The following is a 15784-nucleotide window of genomic DNA, read 5'->3' as shown; positions in this document are numbered from 1 at the left end:
GCGCAATTCAACTTTTACGATCATGGCTGCTCCTTCACATGGCGTGATTGCTACCTTCGACACCGCCTCGGACATTTACGAGGCGGCCAAGAAAGTGCGCGACGCCGGCTTCAAATTCTGGGACTGCATCACCCCGTGTCCGGTTCACGGTCTGGATGGTGCGATGGGCGTGCGTCGCTCCAAGGTTCCGCGCTTCTCGCTCATCGGCGGCATCCTCGGTTTCACCACCGGCATGTCCCTCATCTTCTTCACCGGCGCGGTGGACTACCAGCTGATCGTCGGCGGCAAGCCGCTCTTCAGCCCGATGTTTGCCTTCCCGGTGTCTTACGAGCTCACCATTCTGCTCACGGCCTTCTTCACCATCGGCGGCATGTTCATCCTCAACGGATTGCCCATGCATTATCACCCGGTGTTGAAAGCGCCGCACATCCACCAGGGTCTCGATGACAAATTCCTCATCGTGATCGAATCCCGCGACCCCAAGTATGACGCCGCTGCGACCAAGTCGTTGCTCGAGTCCATCGGGGGTAAAGACATCACCGAAATCGAGGCCTGACCCAGATGCGTTACGTTTACCTCGTCGCCTTCTTTCTGGTCGTTTTGACCGTTGGTGCTCTCGGATTCCGAGGCTCCATTTCAACCAAGCCGCCGCTGGAAGTATTCCCGGACATGGATCGCCAGTCCAAATACCAACCGCAGGGTGAGTCGGCCTTCTTTGCCGATGGTCGGGCCGATCGGCCGATCCCCGCGGGCACGGTTGCTCGTGAGATCATCATCGGTGATGCGCACCTCACCACGGGTCGCAACGCCGATGGCGAGTTCGCTGCCGGCTTCCCGGCGTCGCTCGACATCGATGAAGCTTTCATCCTTCGCGGTCAGGAGCGCTACAACATCTACTGCACGCCCTGTCACGGCACCCTCGCTGACGGCCGCGGCATCGTCACCCAGTATGGCTGGGGCACGCCGGCCAATCTGCACAGCGATACGTTCCGCGCGCAGACTGAAGGCGAGCTCTTCAATACCATCACCCACGGCAAGAACACCATGTTTGCTTACGGCGACAAGCTGGTCCCCGAGGACCGCTGGGCCGTCATCGCCTACGTTCGCGCCCTGCAACGTTCTCAGAATGGCCGCCTCTCCGATGTGCCGGCTGCTTACCAAGCGGAGTTGAACTAACATGTCTTCTGCCTCTTCCACTGTTTCCGCCTCCACCGCCGCTGCGGCCGGAGCTCCCGCCGCGAGCAAAAGCACGCCGGCCGGGCTCGCTCTCGCCGTTGGGGTGATCGGTATCGTGCTGACCGCCGCGGGCATTGCCGTCTCCGGTGGCTCCAAGGTCGCCTTCTCGTGGCTCACCGCGATGACCTTCTGGACCGGTATCACCATCGGCATGCTCATGCTGATCATGATCCATCACATCTTCGATGCGAATTGGTCCACGGTGATCCGCCGCCAGTTTGAACATGGCGTTTCCGCCTTCAAATGGTTGGCCCTCCTCTTCATCCCGCTGGTCGTTGCCGCGGTGATGGATCCCAGCCTGCTCTGGAAATACTTCAATCCCGCCTACGACCTCGGCTCCATCGGTGGTCATGGCACCGTTGGCGAAGACGTGCTCTGGGTGAAGAAGTCGGGCATGCTGAACATCAACTTCTTCATCGGTGCGACGGTGGTTTCCTTCCTCGGCTGGATCTTCCTCGCGAGCCGCTTCCGTCGCAACTCCTTCACCCAAGACAGCGACGGTGATGCCAAGTGGACCATCTCCAGCCGCAAATGGGCGGCTGCCGGTATTCCCTTCACCGCCGTCACGCTCACGCTCTGCGTGATTCTCTGGGTCAAGGCGCTCGATTACCACTGGTTCTCCACCATGTATGGTGTCTGGTTCTTCGCCAACTGCGTCCGTGCGGCGCTCGCCGTCGGCGTGTTGATGATGTGCTGGCTGTGGGTGCGGGGCGACTACAAGGGAGTCCTGAACACCAACCACTGGTATTCCATCGGTATGCTCTCCTTCGCCTTCACGGTGTTCTGGGCCTACGTGACCTTCTCCCAATACTTCCTGATCTGGAACGCCAATGTGCCGGAAGAAACCTTCTGGTATAACCTGCGCGAGATCAACCTGAGCACGGGCGAAGCCAACCAGTGGAAGTGGATCGGTATGCTGATTCTCTTTGGTCACTTCTTCTTCCCCTTCCTCGGCCTCATCAGCTACCCGGCGAAGGTCAGCAAGAAGTGGATGAAGTTTATGGCCTACTGGATCCTGACCATCGTGATGGTCGACATGATCTACAACATCTGGCCCTCCAAGAAGGTGACCGTCGACATGGTTGAATCCGGCCACGCCTACGGTCTCGGCGTCGGCGATGCGCTCCCGTTCCTCGCGACCCACCAGCTCTGGACCCTCACCGCCATCATCGGCGTGGGCGGCATCTGGATCTGGGCCTACCTCAAGAGCTTCCCGACCGCTAAACTCATCCCGATCCGCGATCCCCGCATCGGCGAATCCCTGACCTATCATGAGTAACCCGTCTCAGAAAACCGACAGCCCGATTTGGCCGCTCGCCGTAGCGATCATCGGTGTCTTCGCGATCTTTCTCGTCATCATGGCCCTGGCCCGCACGCCGGTCACCCCGCTCACGCAGGCGACCAACGTGCCGGAGAGCGAGCAATGGAAACTGACGGAAGATGGCCGCAAGGGCCGTCTCAAGGAGCTGCGCGGTGCGGCGGACGCCAAGGCCGACAGTTACGCTTGGATCAATCAGGAGGAGGGCGTCGTCCAACTCCCCGTCGACCGCGCGATCGAACTCACGCTGGCCGATATCAACGCTACTCGCTGATCTGATGGACTGGTTTTTCTATGCCGTCGCGCTGCCCTTTACGCTGCTCTTTCTGGCGTCTGCGGCCTATGCGCTGCACTGGGCGGTGAAGAACGGCCAGCTCAAGGAATTCGAGAAAAACGCTGCTTCCATATTCGACGACGAGGAGCCCGTGGGTCAGCCCACCGATTATTTTCCTGGTCGACGACCGGCGGATCCAACCCGCCGCTAATTCTGCTTCAATAAGACGATGGCATCCGCCCCCAGTATCGCTCAATCGCTTGATCCCGCGACGTCGGCCACTTCGGTGTCCCGCGCGGAGCTGAGCGAAATCGACGCTTCGACGAAAGCGCCCGCATTATTCTTCCTTATTTCCAGTGTGCTATGGCTGCTGGCGGGAACGGTGTTCGCACTGATCTCGTCCTTCAAGCTGCACAACCCCGAGTTCATGGGCGACTGGGAATGGATGACTTTTGGTCGGGCCCGCACCGCTCACTTGAATACGGTCATCTTCGGCTGGAGCGTGAATGCCGCTTTCGCCGTGGCCTTTTGGCTTATGGCGCGTCTCTCCCGTTCGGTGCTGCGTCACCCGAAGCTGCTCTTCGTCGCCGGTGCCTTCTGGAACATCGGCGTCAGCATCGGCGTGTTTGGCATCATGCGCGGCGACTCGAATTCCATCGAGTGGCTAGAAATGCCGGCCTACGCCACGCCTCTTCTGTTTGTGGCCTACGCCCTCGTTGGTGCTTGGGCGATCATCACCTTCCGTTTCGGCAAGTCACAGCACATCTACGTGTCGCAGTGGTATATCATGGCGGCCCTCTTCTGGTTCCCGTGGCTCTATTCCATCGCCCAGATGATGCTCATCTTCGAGCCGGCCCGTGGCACGGTGCAGGCCCTCGTTAACTGGTGGTTCGCCCACAACGTGCTCGGCCTCTGGTTCACGCCGATCGGTCTGGGCGCCGTTTACTACTTCCTGCCCAAGGTGCTCGGTAAGCCGATTCACAGTTACTACCTGTCGGTGCTCGGTTTCTGGTCCCTCGCGTTCTTCTATAACTGGGCTGGTGTTCACCACCTCATCGGTGGTCCGGTGCCGGCGTGGGTGCAGACCGCTGGTATTGCCGCTTCCTTCATGATGGTCGTGCCGGTGGTGGTGACCGCCATCAACCATCACATGACAATGGTCGGCAGCTTCGGTGCGCTGAAGTATAGCCCGACCCTGCGCTTCATCGTATTTGGTGCGGTTTCCTACACGCTGACTTCCCTGCAGGGTTCCTCCATGGCGATCCGCAGCTGGGCTGAGGTGACGCACTTCACCCACTACACGGTCGGTCACGCGCATTGGGGTATGTATGCCTTCTTCACCATGGTGATGTTTGGCAGCATCTATTACATCCTGCCGCGCCTGCTGCTGAAGGAGTGGCCGTCCGCCGCGCTCATCACCGCTCACTTCTGGGCCACTGCGATTGGTATCCTGATCTATGTCGCGGCCTTGTCCATCGGTGGTGTCGAGCAGGGGCTCGCGCTCAACGACGTGGATAACTACCCGATCTTCCTCGATATCGTCGAGATGACCAAACGTTACCTCGTGACGCGCAGTCTCGCCGGTATCCTCATCACGGTCGGCCACATTGCCTTTGCGGTGAACTTTGCATGGATGCTCTTCAAGTCCCGCTCCACCGAAGCCTCCGCGCCCACGCTGTTCCGTAATCCCGAGTCCATGGAGATCGCCCGATGAATCGCGCTCCTCTGATTTTCCTCGGCGTCTTTCTCGCCCTCGCGTTTTCGTGGACCGGCATCGTGCTGGTTAACCAGATTGCCTACGGCAGCCTGACTCCGATCTACGACGAAAACGAAAGTAAGGCCTTCCCCGAGCCGATGCCTGGCATCGTGAAGCGCGGTGAACTGGTCTACCAAGACCTCGGTTGTGTCTATTGTCACACCCAACAGGTGCGTCGTCCGGGCTATGGCTCGGATATCGAGCGCGGTTGGGGTGAACGCGGCAGTGTCGCCCGCGACTACATTTACGAGAATCGCGTGATGCTCGGCACGATGCGCACCGGTCCGGACCTCCGGAACATCGGCGCACGCCAGTCCGACGAAACGTGGCACCTCCTGCATCTTTACGATCCGCAGCTGACGTCCCGTGGCTCAGTGATGCCTCCGTATCGCTTCCTCTTTGAGATGCGGAAGATCGTGGGTGAACCCAGTCCGGACGCGATCAGCATTCCGACCACCTACACCGACGGTGTGGCGGTGCCGGCGCACTCCATCCCGGCTGAAGGTTATGAGGTCGTGCCTACGGCTCGTGCCAAGGCGTTGGTCGCCTACCTCATTCAACGTAAGGATACCTACGGTTTCCCGGAGGCATTTAAGCTGCACCACGAGAAGGCGGAGGAAGAAGACGCCGCGGACAGCGAAGAGGAGGGCAACTGAGATGAGCCAAGACAATTTCAAGAAGTCCGATCCTAAGATCGAACAGGCCGCGGCCTCTGATGAGCAGATTCAGAATCTGCACTCTGTCCTCCTGCGCGAAAAGAGTGAGCCCAGCGAAGGCTACACGCCGATGCCGCTCTTCCTGCTCGGTTTCGTGTCGGCGATGATCTTCATCGTCTCGATTTACTTCATCCATCACCGGGGCGGCCTCACCGAAGGCATTCACGAGGCGGCGCTCATTTACGATCCGCTCTTCGATCCGAAGACCGATGGTGGCGCGCAAGTGGTGCAAGAAGTCGATCCGCTGGTGATGGGCAAACGCCTTTACACCCAAGTGTGCGCGACCTGTCACCAGGTGAATGGCCAAGGTCTTCCCGGTGCCTTTCCGCCGTTGGCGGAGTCAGAATGGGTTCTTGGGTCCGAAGAGCGGCTCGTTCGTATCTTGGTCCACGGCTTGGCTGGTCCGGTTGAAGTGCGCGGCAACACCTACAACGGCAACATGCCGGCGTTCGGCCAAGGCAGCTCCTACAACTGGACCGATGAGCGTATTTCCTATGTGTTGACCTACATCCGTTCGGAATGGGGCAACGAGGCTGAACCCATCTCGCCGGAGCAAGTCACAGCGATTCGCGAAGCGGACGGTTCCCGCTCCACTCAATATTCCGCCGAAGAGCTACTGGCGATCCAGTAAGCTCGACGCGAATCCCGACACCGCTTTCAAAGCAAAAGACCGTCGTTCCAACGACGGTCTTTTTGTTGGGATATTTTGCAAAAGCGGCGGGCTGGATCAGTCGCCGCGCGCCAGTTCTTCAGAACGGGTTTTGGCTGCCAGCACAGTCTCGCGCATGATATCCCGAATATTGTGCGCGGACATGCGTTGGAGGCCCGCGTAGGTGGTGCCGTTGGGGGAAGTGACTTGATCGCGGAGTTGTTCCGGAGTCAGCTCGCTGCGGGCCATCAAACGGGCAGCGCCCAGCACCGTTTCTTGCGCCAGGGTTGAAGCCTCTTCTTCAGTCAACCCAGCTGCGACACCGCCGTCGCGTAAGGCCGCAGTGAACTCAAAAACGAAGGCAGGACCGCAGCCGCTCACACCCATGAGCGCGTCGATTTTTTCTTCGGGCACTTCGATTGCCTGGCCCACGGCGCCCAGTAGCTCGGTTACGATGCTACGATCTGTATCCGGCAGCGGTTCGCGGGTGCACCAGCCGGTAATGCCGGCTCCAATGGCGCTGGGCGTATTGGGCATGGTGCGAACAACGGCGCGAGCCTGCGGGAAAACCGCCTCCAGATGAGCAATGGTTTTGGCGGCCAGCACGGAGAGCACAATCTTACCTGTTGTAAGCTCCGCGAGGCGGGAATCGGCCGTGGCCAGATGCTGAGGTTTGAACGCCACCACCACACAATCGGCTCCATCGAGCAACTCGGGCAAGTCGGCGGCGTATTGGATACCAGTGCGTTGGGAGAGCGCGACGGCACTTTTACCGCTGGCGCTATAGCAGGAAATCTGAGCTCGGCGCTCGGAGTTTTGGGCGAGCAGGCCGTCAACGATGGCTGAAGCCATCCGGCCCGCCCCGATGAAGGCGATTTTAGGCACGATTGCGTTCCGGTCGGTTGATGGGGTGATGGGCAATGGCGACGGTGCCGCCTTGTTCCAGATCCTTGAGAATGAGGTCGCCGCTCATGTTCCGCAGGGCATGGCGGGCAACGGTGAGGCCCATGCCCACTCCCACCGTGTGCTTGGTGCTGATGAAGGGCTCGAACATCTGATCACGAATCGTGGGGTCGATACCGCGTCCGCTGTCTTCGATGCGCAGTTCAAGGGTGGGCACTTCGGCATCGGGCTTCATCGATGTCTTCAGCACGATGTGGCGCTCGCCGGCTGGCAAATGCCCGTAGGCTTCCCACGCGTTGCACAGCAGCGCGCTGATCGCGCTTTCGAAAACCTCGACATGGCTATCGATATCGAGATCTCCAATTTCGTTTTGGAGGGTGACGGCTCCGGTCGTTTCGACCTCTTGTTCAAAACGTTTGATGGCGCCATCCAGCAGCTCGGAGAGTTTAAAGCGTTCAGTGGGCAGGCGAGTCTTCACCACCATCGAGCTGAGTTGCTTGATGATGGAAACGATCCGCTGCACCGCCCGTTCCACTGCATCGGCGTTGCGGCGAACGGCATCGGGTTTGTCTGCTCCGCTCTTGATTAGGTCGAGGTAGCCGATGACGACGCCTAGCAGGTTGTTTAGGTTGTGGGCGATGCCTTGAGTGACGGCACCGACGGTGGCGGCGCGTCGGGCCTCCGCGAGGCGGCGTTGTAGATCAACCATCTCGCGGTTGATGTGCACAAAACGCAGCTGCGTCTGCACCCGGGCCAGGGTTTCGTCGAGATCGATGGGTTTCGTGATGTAATCGACCGCACCGACCGCGAGGCCCTCGATTTTCCCTTCCTTGGAATTCCGGGCAGTGATGAAGATCACCGGGATGGAGCGGGTTTCTTCGCGGGACTGCAGTCGGGTGCAAACCTCGATGCCGTCCATCTCAGGCATCATAACATCTAGCAGGATGAGGTCAGGCTTGTCCGCGGCGACGGCATCGAGTGCTTCCTGTCCGGAGTAGGCGGAAATCACGGTGATGCCCTCGCGCTCCAATTTCCGTTTGAGCAGCTGGACGTTGATAAGCTGGTCGTCGACCACCAGGATTTTGGGAGCGGGCATCAGAGGGTAAGTTGACCAGATGGAACGCGTTACGCAATGCGGGAGCGCAACCTGTTTCAGGCGGCGGTGCCTTGCTGACGCGCTTTGACGGTATTCTTCATCAACATAGCCACCGTCATGGGACCGACGCCGCCGGGCACCGGGGTGATCTGGGCGGTCTTCGGCGCGACGTTGTCGAAATCGACGTCACCCACCAAGCGGTATCCGGATTTTCGTGACGCATCAGGAATACGGTTGATGCCGACGTCGATGACCACCGCGCCTTCCTTCACCATGTCGGCGGTGACAAAGTGAGCACGCCCAATGGCGGCGATCAGGACATCGGCCAAGCGGGTGATCGAGGGCAGGTCCTTGGTGGCGGAATGGCAAATAGTGACGGTGCCGTTGGCTCCGGCCTTCTTTTGCAGGGCCAGCAACGCGATAGGCTTGCCGACAATGAGCGAGCGGCCGAGCACCACCACATGCTTGCCCTTCAGGTCGACATCACTGCGGCCGAGCAACTCCATGATGCCGGCGGGGGTGCAGGAGGCGAAGCCGGTGGCATCTTCCTGCGCGAGTTTGCCGAGGTTGAGCGTGTGGAAACCGTCAACGTCCTTGGCTGGAGACACCCGCCGAAAGATGGCCAGCTCGTCGAGTGGCTTGGGCAGGGGGGACTGGACGAGGATGCCATCGACGGTCTCGTCGGCATTCAGGTCGTCGATGAGTTTCTCCAGTTCAGCCTGGCTGATGTCGACTGGAGGCAGAATAACGCGGCTTTCCACGCCGATTTCCGCAGCGGTTTTCTCCTTCTTCTTCACGTAGGAAACCGAGGCGGGGTCGTCTCCGACCCGGACCAGCGCGAGGCACGGTTTGCGACCGCTGATAGCAGCGACTTCGGCCTTGAGTTCGGCGATGATGGTGGCGGCGATATCGTTGCCTTTAATCAATTCCATTTGAGCAGGAGAGGGACGGGGTCTTGGCGGATGGGAGAGAGTGGAGGAGGCGGATGATTTGCCGCGAGCTCAGCGCAACTGCAGCGATTCAACGGCGATCACGATGTCTTTGGTATCGGGCACGGGTCGGGCCACGCCATAAACGACGACGGTGCGGTCGATGTATTTTTCGATCTGTTCGGTGAGCAGCAGCTTGGTGAGATCGAGGTAGGCGAAGCGCGTGCCGTCTTCGGCTTCGAGCGCGAAGTCGTAGGGACGTCGCGGACGCAACGGCACGCGAGTCGAGGCCAGTTTGCCCTCAAACAAGCGGGGCAGGGCAGCCAAACTCGAGCGGTCGGAAGCGGTGCGGTCCACCGGACGTCCGACGGCCGGACGAGGCGTGGGGTTCACCACCGGAGAGGTGTTGCTACCGGCGGAGTAGGGAGCATCGGTCACCGGCGCGGTCGTGACAACCGGGGCAGTGCGCTGCACCGCGGGGGCGCTCGTGCCTTGCACGTAGGCGATCACGTCGCGGTTGAGGCGAATCTGGGTCCAACGTCCCCGCAGGCCGGTGATCTCTGCTTCATCGCCTGCTTGAAAAGTGGTTAATTCTGCGGCGTCGGATTTCGGGTCGGCGCGGAGGGAGGAGCCAGGTTTGATGTCGAGGTCTTTGCCGATGTCGCTGTTGCGAACGAAGAGTTCGTGGGGACCCGGCAGGACGACAGCGCTCCAGCCGGCGGGGGCGGTGCCGGTGGGGGAGGCAGCCGGGAGGTCTTCGCCCGGTTTGACGAGTTTGACGACCGGAGCGGTGACCTCGGGCGCGGTATGAATCGGGGTGGCGCGCTGGGCGGTTTGAGCACCGAGTGTGGCGGTGAGCAGGCAGAGAAGGACGGCGAGCGGCGACTTGACGGTCATGATGGGTTCGAACGAGGACGGGACGGTTTGCGGATCACGGCAGCTTGATGTTCCGGGAGCGGAGCCGTGGGCACTTGGAAAAGGCGGTCGATTTCCTTGCTAGAAAGTTGCTTCACGGCGCGCAACGGGATTCCCCGCAGAGGAAAGGCTCCGATTTGGTAGCGTCGCAGGCGTTGGACCGGAAAACCGAGGGCGAGAAAGAGCTGCCGGATCTCGCGCTTTTTGCCGTGGTGCATCCACACGTCGAGGTCGACCGAGGCGTCTTTACGCGGGTTCACCAGCGCTGCCCGTTCCACTTTGAACCATTCATCCTCCATCTTCACGCCCTTGATCAGGCGCGCGAGGCGGGCGCGCGGGAAGGGTTCGTCGAGTTTCACCTGGTAGCGCTTCACGACGACGTTGCGTGGATGCATGAGGCGGTTGGCGAGGTCTCCATCGGTCGTGAGAATGACCAGACCCTCGGAATCCTTGTCGAGGCGACCGGCGCAAAAGAGGCGTCGCGCGGCCAGCGCCGGCGGCAACAAGTCGAACACCGTGCGGGGGTTATGCGGATCGTCGTTGGAACAGACCAATCCGCGCGGTTTGTGCACCGCTACGGTGATATGCGATTCCTCGACCGGTTTGACGCGCTGACCGTCCACGCGCACTTCGTCCTCTCCGGGACGGATGCGTTGACCCAGCTCGGCGGGTTGGCCGTTGACGGTGACCTCTCCCTCCGCGATCAGCGCTTCGGCGGCTCGACGGGAGCAGACGCCGGCGTCGGCCAGAAATTTTTGCACACGGATAGGCTCTAATGACATTAACGCGCAGTTGGCTGGATTTGCCGAGGTGTGGCAAGCCGTCACGGCGGGAATGCCGTTCTGTCCGACTCAACTAAGCCTTGCACGTAAGCCGAGTGTGTTGATCAATTCACTTACTTATGTCCGCACCTGAAGCCGACTCAGCCTACTCCAAGACCAATCCCTTTCCCGCGCGCATCATCGAAAATCGCGTGCTGAACCAGCCTGGCTCCGCCAAAGAGACCCGCCATTTTGTGGTGGATATTTCCGGCAGTGGCCTCTCCTACACCGCCGGCGATTCGCTGGGGGTATTTCCGTCCAATCGCCCGGTGGAGGTGGCGGAGGTTCTCGAGGCGATCCACGCCTCCGGCGGAGAACTGGTTTCGCCGGCCATGCTGAAGCTGGAAACGCCGATTACGCTTCGCGAAGCCCTCTCCGACCGTCTGGCGCTGGCTTCGCCGACGCCGAAGCTCATGAAGGCACTGGCCGAAAAGGCCACCGACGCGGCGGAAAAGGCCAAACTTGACGAACTGCTGGCCCCGGAAAGCAAGGAGGTCCTGCGCACCTACCTCGAAGAGCGTCATTACATCGACGTGTTGCAGGAGTTTCCGAAGACTCGCCTAAGCCCGCAGGAGTTGGTCGACCAAATGCGCAAACTCATGCCGCGGCTCTACTCGATCGCGTCCTCGCCGGCCGTGTCGCCGCAGGGCGTGCATCTCACGGTCGCCATTGTGCGCTACGAATCCAACCACCGTGAGCGCGTGGGCGTGGCTTCCACGTTTATGGCGGATCGCGCGATCGTCAGCGAAACACCGGTGCCGGTGTTTGTCTCTAGCTCCCATTTCGGGCTGCCGGAAGATCATGCCGAGCGTGACGTCATTATGGTCGGTCCGGGCACCGGCATCGCACCGTTCCGTGCCTTCGTCCAGGAGCGTGACGCGGTGGGCGCCAAGGGGCGTAATTGGGTTTACTTTGGTGACCAGCACGCCGCCACCGATTTCCTCTACGAGGACGAGTGGAAGGATTACGTCGCCAAGGGTTCTGTCACGAAACTCGACCTCGCGTGGTCCCGCGACCAGGAGCAGAAGGTTTACGTGCAGGACAAGATGCGCGAGAATGCCGCCGAGATGTGGGAGTGGTTGCAGAACGGTGCGCTGTTCTACGTGTGTGGTGACGCCAAACGTATGGCCAAGGACGTCGACCAAGCCCTGCACGACATCGCCGCCGAGCAGGGTAAGATGAGCGTCGAAGATGCCGCCGAGTGGGTTAAGCAGCTCAAGAAAGACAAGCGCTACCAGCGCGACGTTTACTGAGTCGTCACTCGTTTCCGTGCTTTTCCCGAACGCCGGCCTCCTCGTGAGGGCGGCGTTTTTTTTGCGCGCGAAAACGGTCAGCGATCCAGCTTTTCCTCGGTCAAACCGGTGCTTAGCTTGGGCCATGCTTAAGACGAATTCGGTCGATGCCCCTGAAGCCGAAGCAACGGTGCGGGCCATCGGAGAAGACCTCCTCAACCGCATGGCGGAGCACCCGGCGCCCGGGCTCCTCTCCAAGTCCGGCGCTTATGCGCGGATCATGCAGTGGGCGATGCGCGATCCGGCCTTCAAGGCGCAGTTGTTTCGCTTCGTGGATGTATTGCCGGTGCTCCGTTCGTCGGCCGAGATTGTCGGCCATTTGCGGGAGTATCTGGGCGACCACGCGGTGGTGTTGCATCCGGCGCTCAAAGCTGGTCTGGGCGCGGCGGGATTTGCCCCGAAATTGGTGGCCGGGCCGGTCAAAGCGCAGGTCACCGATATGGCCCGCCAATTTGTAGCCGGCGAGACGCCGCGCGATTTGGTGAAGCGGATCCGATCCAACACCAAGCGCGGCATCGCGACCACCATCGACCTACTCGGCGAAACGGTGGTGAGCGAAGCCGAAGCGGATGTGTTTCTACAACGCAACCTTGAGGTTCTCACCGAAGTCTCCGCCGCGATGGAGAAGGACGGGGAGGGCGGGTTCAGCGATGCGACCAGTCGCGGTCCGCTGCCGCGGCTCAATCTTTCCGTCAAAATTTCGGCGCTCACACCAGAAGTGAACCCCGCCGATCCCGCCACCAGTTTACGTGCGCTGAAGGAGCGTCTGCGACCGCTGCTGCGACGCGCCATCGAGGTGGGGGCCTTCATCAATTTCGATATGGAGAGCTACAAGCTGAAGGACCTTACCTTCGCGCTCTTTCGTTCGATTTTGGAAGAAGCCGAATTTCGCGAACAGCCCGCCATGGGCATCGCGTTGCAGGCTTACCTGCGCTCGGCCGATGCCGATCTGGACGCGTTGATTCAATGGGTGCGGCAACAGGGTCGGCCGATTACGGTGCGTCTCGTCAAAGGCGCGTATTGGGATTTCGAAACGGTGCTCGCCGAGCAGCGGGGCTGGCCGGTGCCGGTGTGGTCGCAGAAGGCGCAGAGTGATGCCTGTTTTGAGCGCCTGTCCACCCGCCTGCTCGAAGAGCACGAATGGATCACGGCGGCCTTTGCGTCGCACAACGTGCGGTCCTGCGCCCACGCGATCGCGCAAGCCGAACGGCTCGGACTCGACCCGCGGGACTACGAATTTCAGGCGCTCTACGGCATGGCCGATGATCTCAAGGCAGCCCTCGCCGCCACGGGTCATCGGGTGCGCGAGTATTGTCCGATCGGCGAACTCCTGCCGGGCATGGCCTACCTCGTGCGCCGCTTGCTGGAAAATACCAGTAACGAAGGCTTCCTCAGCTCGGCCGCCTCCGGCGAAGTCTCCGCGGCGACCTTATTGCGGGATCCCGCCGCGGATGTGACTGCCGAGCCGGCGCCGCCCGCGGCGACCGGATTTGTCAACGCGCCCAATCGCGACTTCAGCCAAACGGCGGAACGCGAGCGTCTGGCGCAGGCGATCGAGGACGTCCGCGCCAAGCTCGGCCAGGAGCGTCCGCCGATCGTGGGCGGCCGCGCCATCGCGCCCCGCGAATGGCTCGAATCGCGCAACCCCGCCGATCCCGCGCAGGTGCTCGGCCGTTGGGGCGTCGCCACCATCGCTGATGCGGACCAGGCCGTAGCTGCCGCGCAAAAAGCGTGGCCGCAATGGCGACGCACGCCGGTGGCCGAGCGCGCTGGCATGTTGGACCGCGCCGCCGATCTGATGGAGGCGCGCCGCTCCGAACTTACCGCCCTCATCATTCTTGAGGCCGGCAAACCTTGGCCGGAAGCCGACGCCGATGTGTCGGAGGCGGTCGACTTTTGCCGTTTCTACGCGGCCGAGATGCGGCGGATCGATGCACCTGTGCTGACGCAGCGCGTGGCGGGTGAACGCAATACCACGACATGGACCGCCCGCGGCGTCGGGGTGGCGATCGCGCCATGGAATTTCCCCCTCGCCATCCTCACGGGTCTCACCGTCGCGCCGCTGGTCGGGGGCAATGCGGTCATCATGAAACCGGCGGAGCAAACCACACTCATCGCCGGCGTATGCTACGACATCCTGCGCGAGGCCGGCGTGCCGGCCGAGGTGCTGCACTTCCTCCCCGGGCGAGGTGAGGAAATTGGCGCGCATCTGGTGGCGCATCCGCAGATCAGCTTCGTGGCTTTCACGGGCTCGCGAGCGGTGGGCACCGCCATTTGGGAAGCCGCCGGGCGCACGCTGCCGGGCCAGACGCAGCTCAAGAAGGTGGTCTGTGAAATGGGCGGCAAGAACGCACTCATCATCGACGACGACGCCGACTTGGATGAAGCCATTCCTGGGGCGCTGTATTCAGCGTTTGGATTCAGCGGTCAGAAGTGTTCGGCCCTGTCGCGACTCATCGTGCTCGACGGCATCTACGATACGTTTGTGGAGCGTTTTGTCGCGGCCTGCGGCAGCCTGCAAATCGGCGACCCGACCGATCCCGGCACGTTGGTGGGGCCAGTCATCGACGAGGAGGCGCAGCGCAAGATTCGCGGCTGCATCGATACCGGGCGAGGGGAGGCGCGTCTGGCTTATCAAGGCACCGCGCCGGCCCACGGTTGGTTCATTGGGCCGACCGTGTTCACCGAGGTGCGGCCCGACCATCGCATCGCCCAAGACGAGGTTTTTGGACCCGTTGTCGCGATCCTGCGGGCCCGTGATCTCGATGAAGCCATCGCGTGGGCCAACGGCACCGACTATGCGCTCACGGCCGGTTTGTTCTCGCGGCGACCTTCTGCATTGCGTCGGGCCGCGGCTGAGCTCGAAGCGGGTAACATCTACCTCAATCGCGCGATCACCGGGGCCATCGTCGAACGTCAGCCGTTTGGCGGTTACCGCATGAGTGGTGGTGGCACCAAGGCGGGCGGCCGCGGTTATCTGGAGAACTTCCTCGTCCCGCGGTTGGTGAGTGAAAACGTGCTGCGGCGCGGCTTTACGCCGCCAGACGAGTGAGGGCGCATGTGTTAAACCGGTGGGCGCAGCCGATGCATTTTGTCCTCGCCCCCGGTTAAGAGCTTCGCGCACTTTGCACCTTCTATGACGTTTACTGATCGCACCGCATTGGTGACGGGCGCTGGCCGTGGCATCGGCAAGGCCATCGCCGAGTCCCTCGCCGCAAAGGGCGTTAAAGTCATTTGTGTGTCCAAGAATCCCGCCAGCTGCGGGGGGGTCGCTGACGCCATTAAAGCCGCCGGCGGTGAAGCCGTCGCGCGGGCGGTTGACGTGTCCGATGGACCGGCCGTGCAGGCCGCTGCCGAAGAGTTGCTCAAGGAGTTCGGCAAGATCGATATCTTGGTGAACAACGCCGGTATCACCCGCGATGGATTGCTCGCGCGCATGTCCGAAGAGGACTGGGACGCCGTGCTGCAGACGAACCTCACCAGCTGCTTCCATTGGACCAAAGCCATCGGCTGGCCGATGTGCCGCAACCGCTGGGGTCGCATCGTCAACATCTCTTCTGTTTCCGGCATCATGGGGAATGCCGGCCAAGCCAATTACTCTGCCGCGAAAGCGGGCATGATCGGTTTCAGCAAGACGGTCGCGAAGGAATTCGCGCGCCGCAATGTGACCGTGAATGTCGTCGCTCCCGGCTTCATCAAAACTGATATGACCGCTGAGCTCAGCGAAGAAGTGCAAAAGGGAGTCGTTGAATTCATTCCCATGCGCCGCTTCGGTGAAGCCACCGACATCGCCAACGCCACGACCTTCCTGTGCAGTGAGGAGTCCTCCTACATCACAGGACAGGTTTTTACCGTTGACGGCGGTATGGTGATGTGAAG

General features: G+C 61.3%; 16 protein-coding genes. 11 read left to right on the top strand and 5 right to left on the bottom strand.

Going from position 1 to position 15784, the window contains the following annotated elements; translation table 11 throughout:
- The first annotated feature begins 22 nt into the window (after positions 1-22).
- The 8 genes from K1X11_RS06120 to K1X11_RS06085 are packed head-to-tail and all read left to right on the top strand — an operon-like array spanning position 23 to position 5931.
- Entirely contained in the window at positions 23-556 is a 534-nt protein-coding gene (locus tag K1X11_RS06120) for a DUF3341 domain-containing protein (RefSeq protein ID WP_221030853.1), read from the top strand.
- Positions 557-561: 5 nt separating this feature from the next.
- Positions 562-1176, top strand: a complete 615-nt coding sequence (locus tag K1X11_RS06115) for a c-type cytochrome (protein WP_221030852.1) — start codon at positions 562-564, stop codon at positions 1174-1176.
- Position 1177: 1 nt separating this feature from the next.
- Entirely contained in the window at positions 1178-2515 is a 1338-nt protein-coding gene (locus K1X11_RS06110) for a hypothetical protein (protein WP_221030851.1), read from the top strand.
- On the top strand, positions 2508-2828 hold the full coding sequence (locus tag K1X11_RS06105) for a hypothetical protein (RefSeq protein WP_221030850.1): 321 nt from the start codon (positions 2508-2510) through the stop codon (positions 2826-2828). The genes K1X11_RS06110 and K1X11_RS06105 overlap by 8 nt, the downstream gene beginning before the upstream one ends.
- Before the next feature lie 4 nt (positions 2829-2832).
- Positions 2833-3039 carry a cbb3-type cytochrome oxidase assembly protein gene (locus tag K1X11_RS06100; protein ID WP_221030849.1) on the top strand — a complete coding sequence of 69 codons (207 nt, stop codon included), beginning with the start codon at positions 2833-2835 and terminating at the stop codon, positions 3037-3039.
- An 18-nt stretch (positions 3040-3057) separates the two neighbouring features.
- Complete coding sequence (locus K1X11_RS06095; RefSeq protein WP_221030848.1) at positions 3058-4542, top strand: cbb3-type cytochrome c oxidase subunit I; 1485 nt, start codon at positions 3058-3060, stop codon at positions 4540-4542.
- On the top strand, positions 4539-5240 hold the full coding sequence (locus K1X11_RS06090; protein WP_221030847.1) for a cbb3-type cytochrome c oxidase subunit II: 702 nt from the start codon (positions 4539-4541) through the stop codon (positions 5238-5240). The genes K1X11_RS06095 and K1X11_RS06090 overlap by 4 nt, the downstream gene beginning before the upstream one ends.
- A gap of 1 nt (position 5241) precedes the next feature.
- A complete protein-coding gene (locus K1X11_RS06085) occupies positions 5242-5931 on the top strand; it encodes a c-type cytochrome (RefSeq protein WP_221030846.1) in 690 nt (229 codons plus the stop codon).
- A gap of 96 nt (positions 5932-6027) precedes the next feature.
- Here K1X11_RS06085 and proC read toward each other — a convergent pair whose 3' ends face one another.
- The 5 genes from proC to K1X11_RS06060 form a co-directional block, all read right to left on the bottom strand.
- Entirely contained in the window at positions 6028-6834 is an 807-nt protein-coding gene (proC, locus tag K1X11_RS06080) for a pyrroline-5-carboxylate reductase (protein WP_324726123.1), read from the bottom strand.
- Positions 6827-7948, bottom strand: coding sequence for a hybrid sensor histidine kinase/response regulator (locus K1X11_RS06075; protein WP_221030845.1), 1122 nt, complete (start codon positions 7946-7948; stop codon positions 6827-6829). Before K1X11_RS06075 ends, proC begins: the two co-directional genes overlap by 8 nt.
- A gap of 56 nt (positions 7949-8004) precedes the next feature.
- Positions 8005-8880, bottom strand: a complete 876-nt coding sequence (folD, locus tag K1X11_RS06070; RefSeq protein WP_221030844.1) for a bifunctional methylenetetrahydrofolate dehydrogenase/methenyltetrahydrofolate cyclohydrolase FolD — start codon at positions 8878-8880, stop codon at positions 8005-8007.
- Between the two features lie 69 nt (positions 8881-8949).
- Entirely contained in the window at positions 8950-9774 is an 825-nt protein-coding gene (locus K1X11_RS06065; protein WP_221030843.1) for an SH3 domain-containing protein, read from the bottom strand.
- Positions 9771-10553 (bottom strand): pseudouridine synthase, encoded by a 783-nt coding sequence (locus K1X11_RS06060; RefSeq protein ID WP_324726122.1) that lies wholly within the window; start codon positions 10551-10553, stop codon positions 9771-9773. The genes K1X11_RS06065 and K1X11_RS06060 overlap by 4 nt, the downstream gene beginning before the upstream one ends.
- Positions 10554-10693: 140 nt before the next feature.
- Here K1X11_RS06060 and K1X11_RS06055 point away from each other — a divergent pair, with 140 nt between their 5' ends.
- The 3 genes from K1X11_RS06055 to fabG all read left to right on the top strand — a co-directional run bounded on the left by K1X11_RS06055 (position 10694) and on the right by fabG (position 15782).
- On the top strand, positions 10694-11866 hold the full coding sequence (locus tag K1X11_RS06055) for a sulfite reductase subunit alpha (protein WP_221030841.1): 1173 nt from the start codon (positions 10694-10696) through the stop codon (positions 11864-11866).
- A 124-nt stretch (positions 11867-11990) separates the two neighbouring features.
- Positions 11991-14957 (top strand): proline dehydrogenase family protein, encoded by a 2967-nt coding sequence (locus tag K1X11_RS06050; RefSeq protein ID WP_221030840.1) that lies wholly within the window; start codon positions 11991-11993, stop codon positions 14955-14957.
- An 84-nt stretch (positions 14958-15041) separates the two neighbouring features.
- Complete coding sequence (fabG, locus tag K1X11_RS06045; RefSeq protein ID WP_221030839.1) at positions 15042-15782, top strand: 3-oxoacyl-[acyl-carrier-protein] reductase; 741 nt, start codon at positions 15042-15044, stop codon at positions 15780-15782.
- Positions 15783-15784 lie beyond the last annotated feature (2 nt).

Source organism: Actomonas aquatica (assembly GCF_019679435.2).
Classification (GTDB): Bacteria; Verrucomicrobiota; Verrucomicrobiia; order Opitutales; family Opitutaceae; genus Actomonas; species Actomonas aquatica.
The sequence above is the reverse complement of the archived record's forward strand: the minus strand, read 5'-3'. Positions and strand labels throughout refer to the sequence as shown.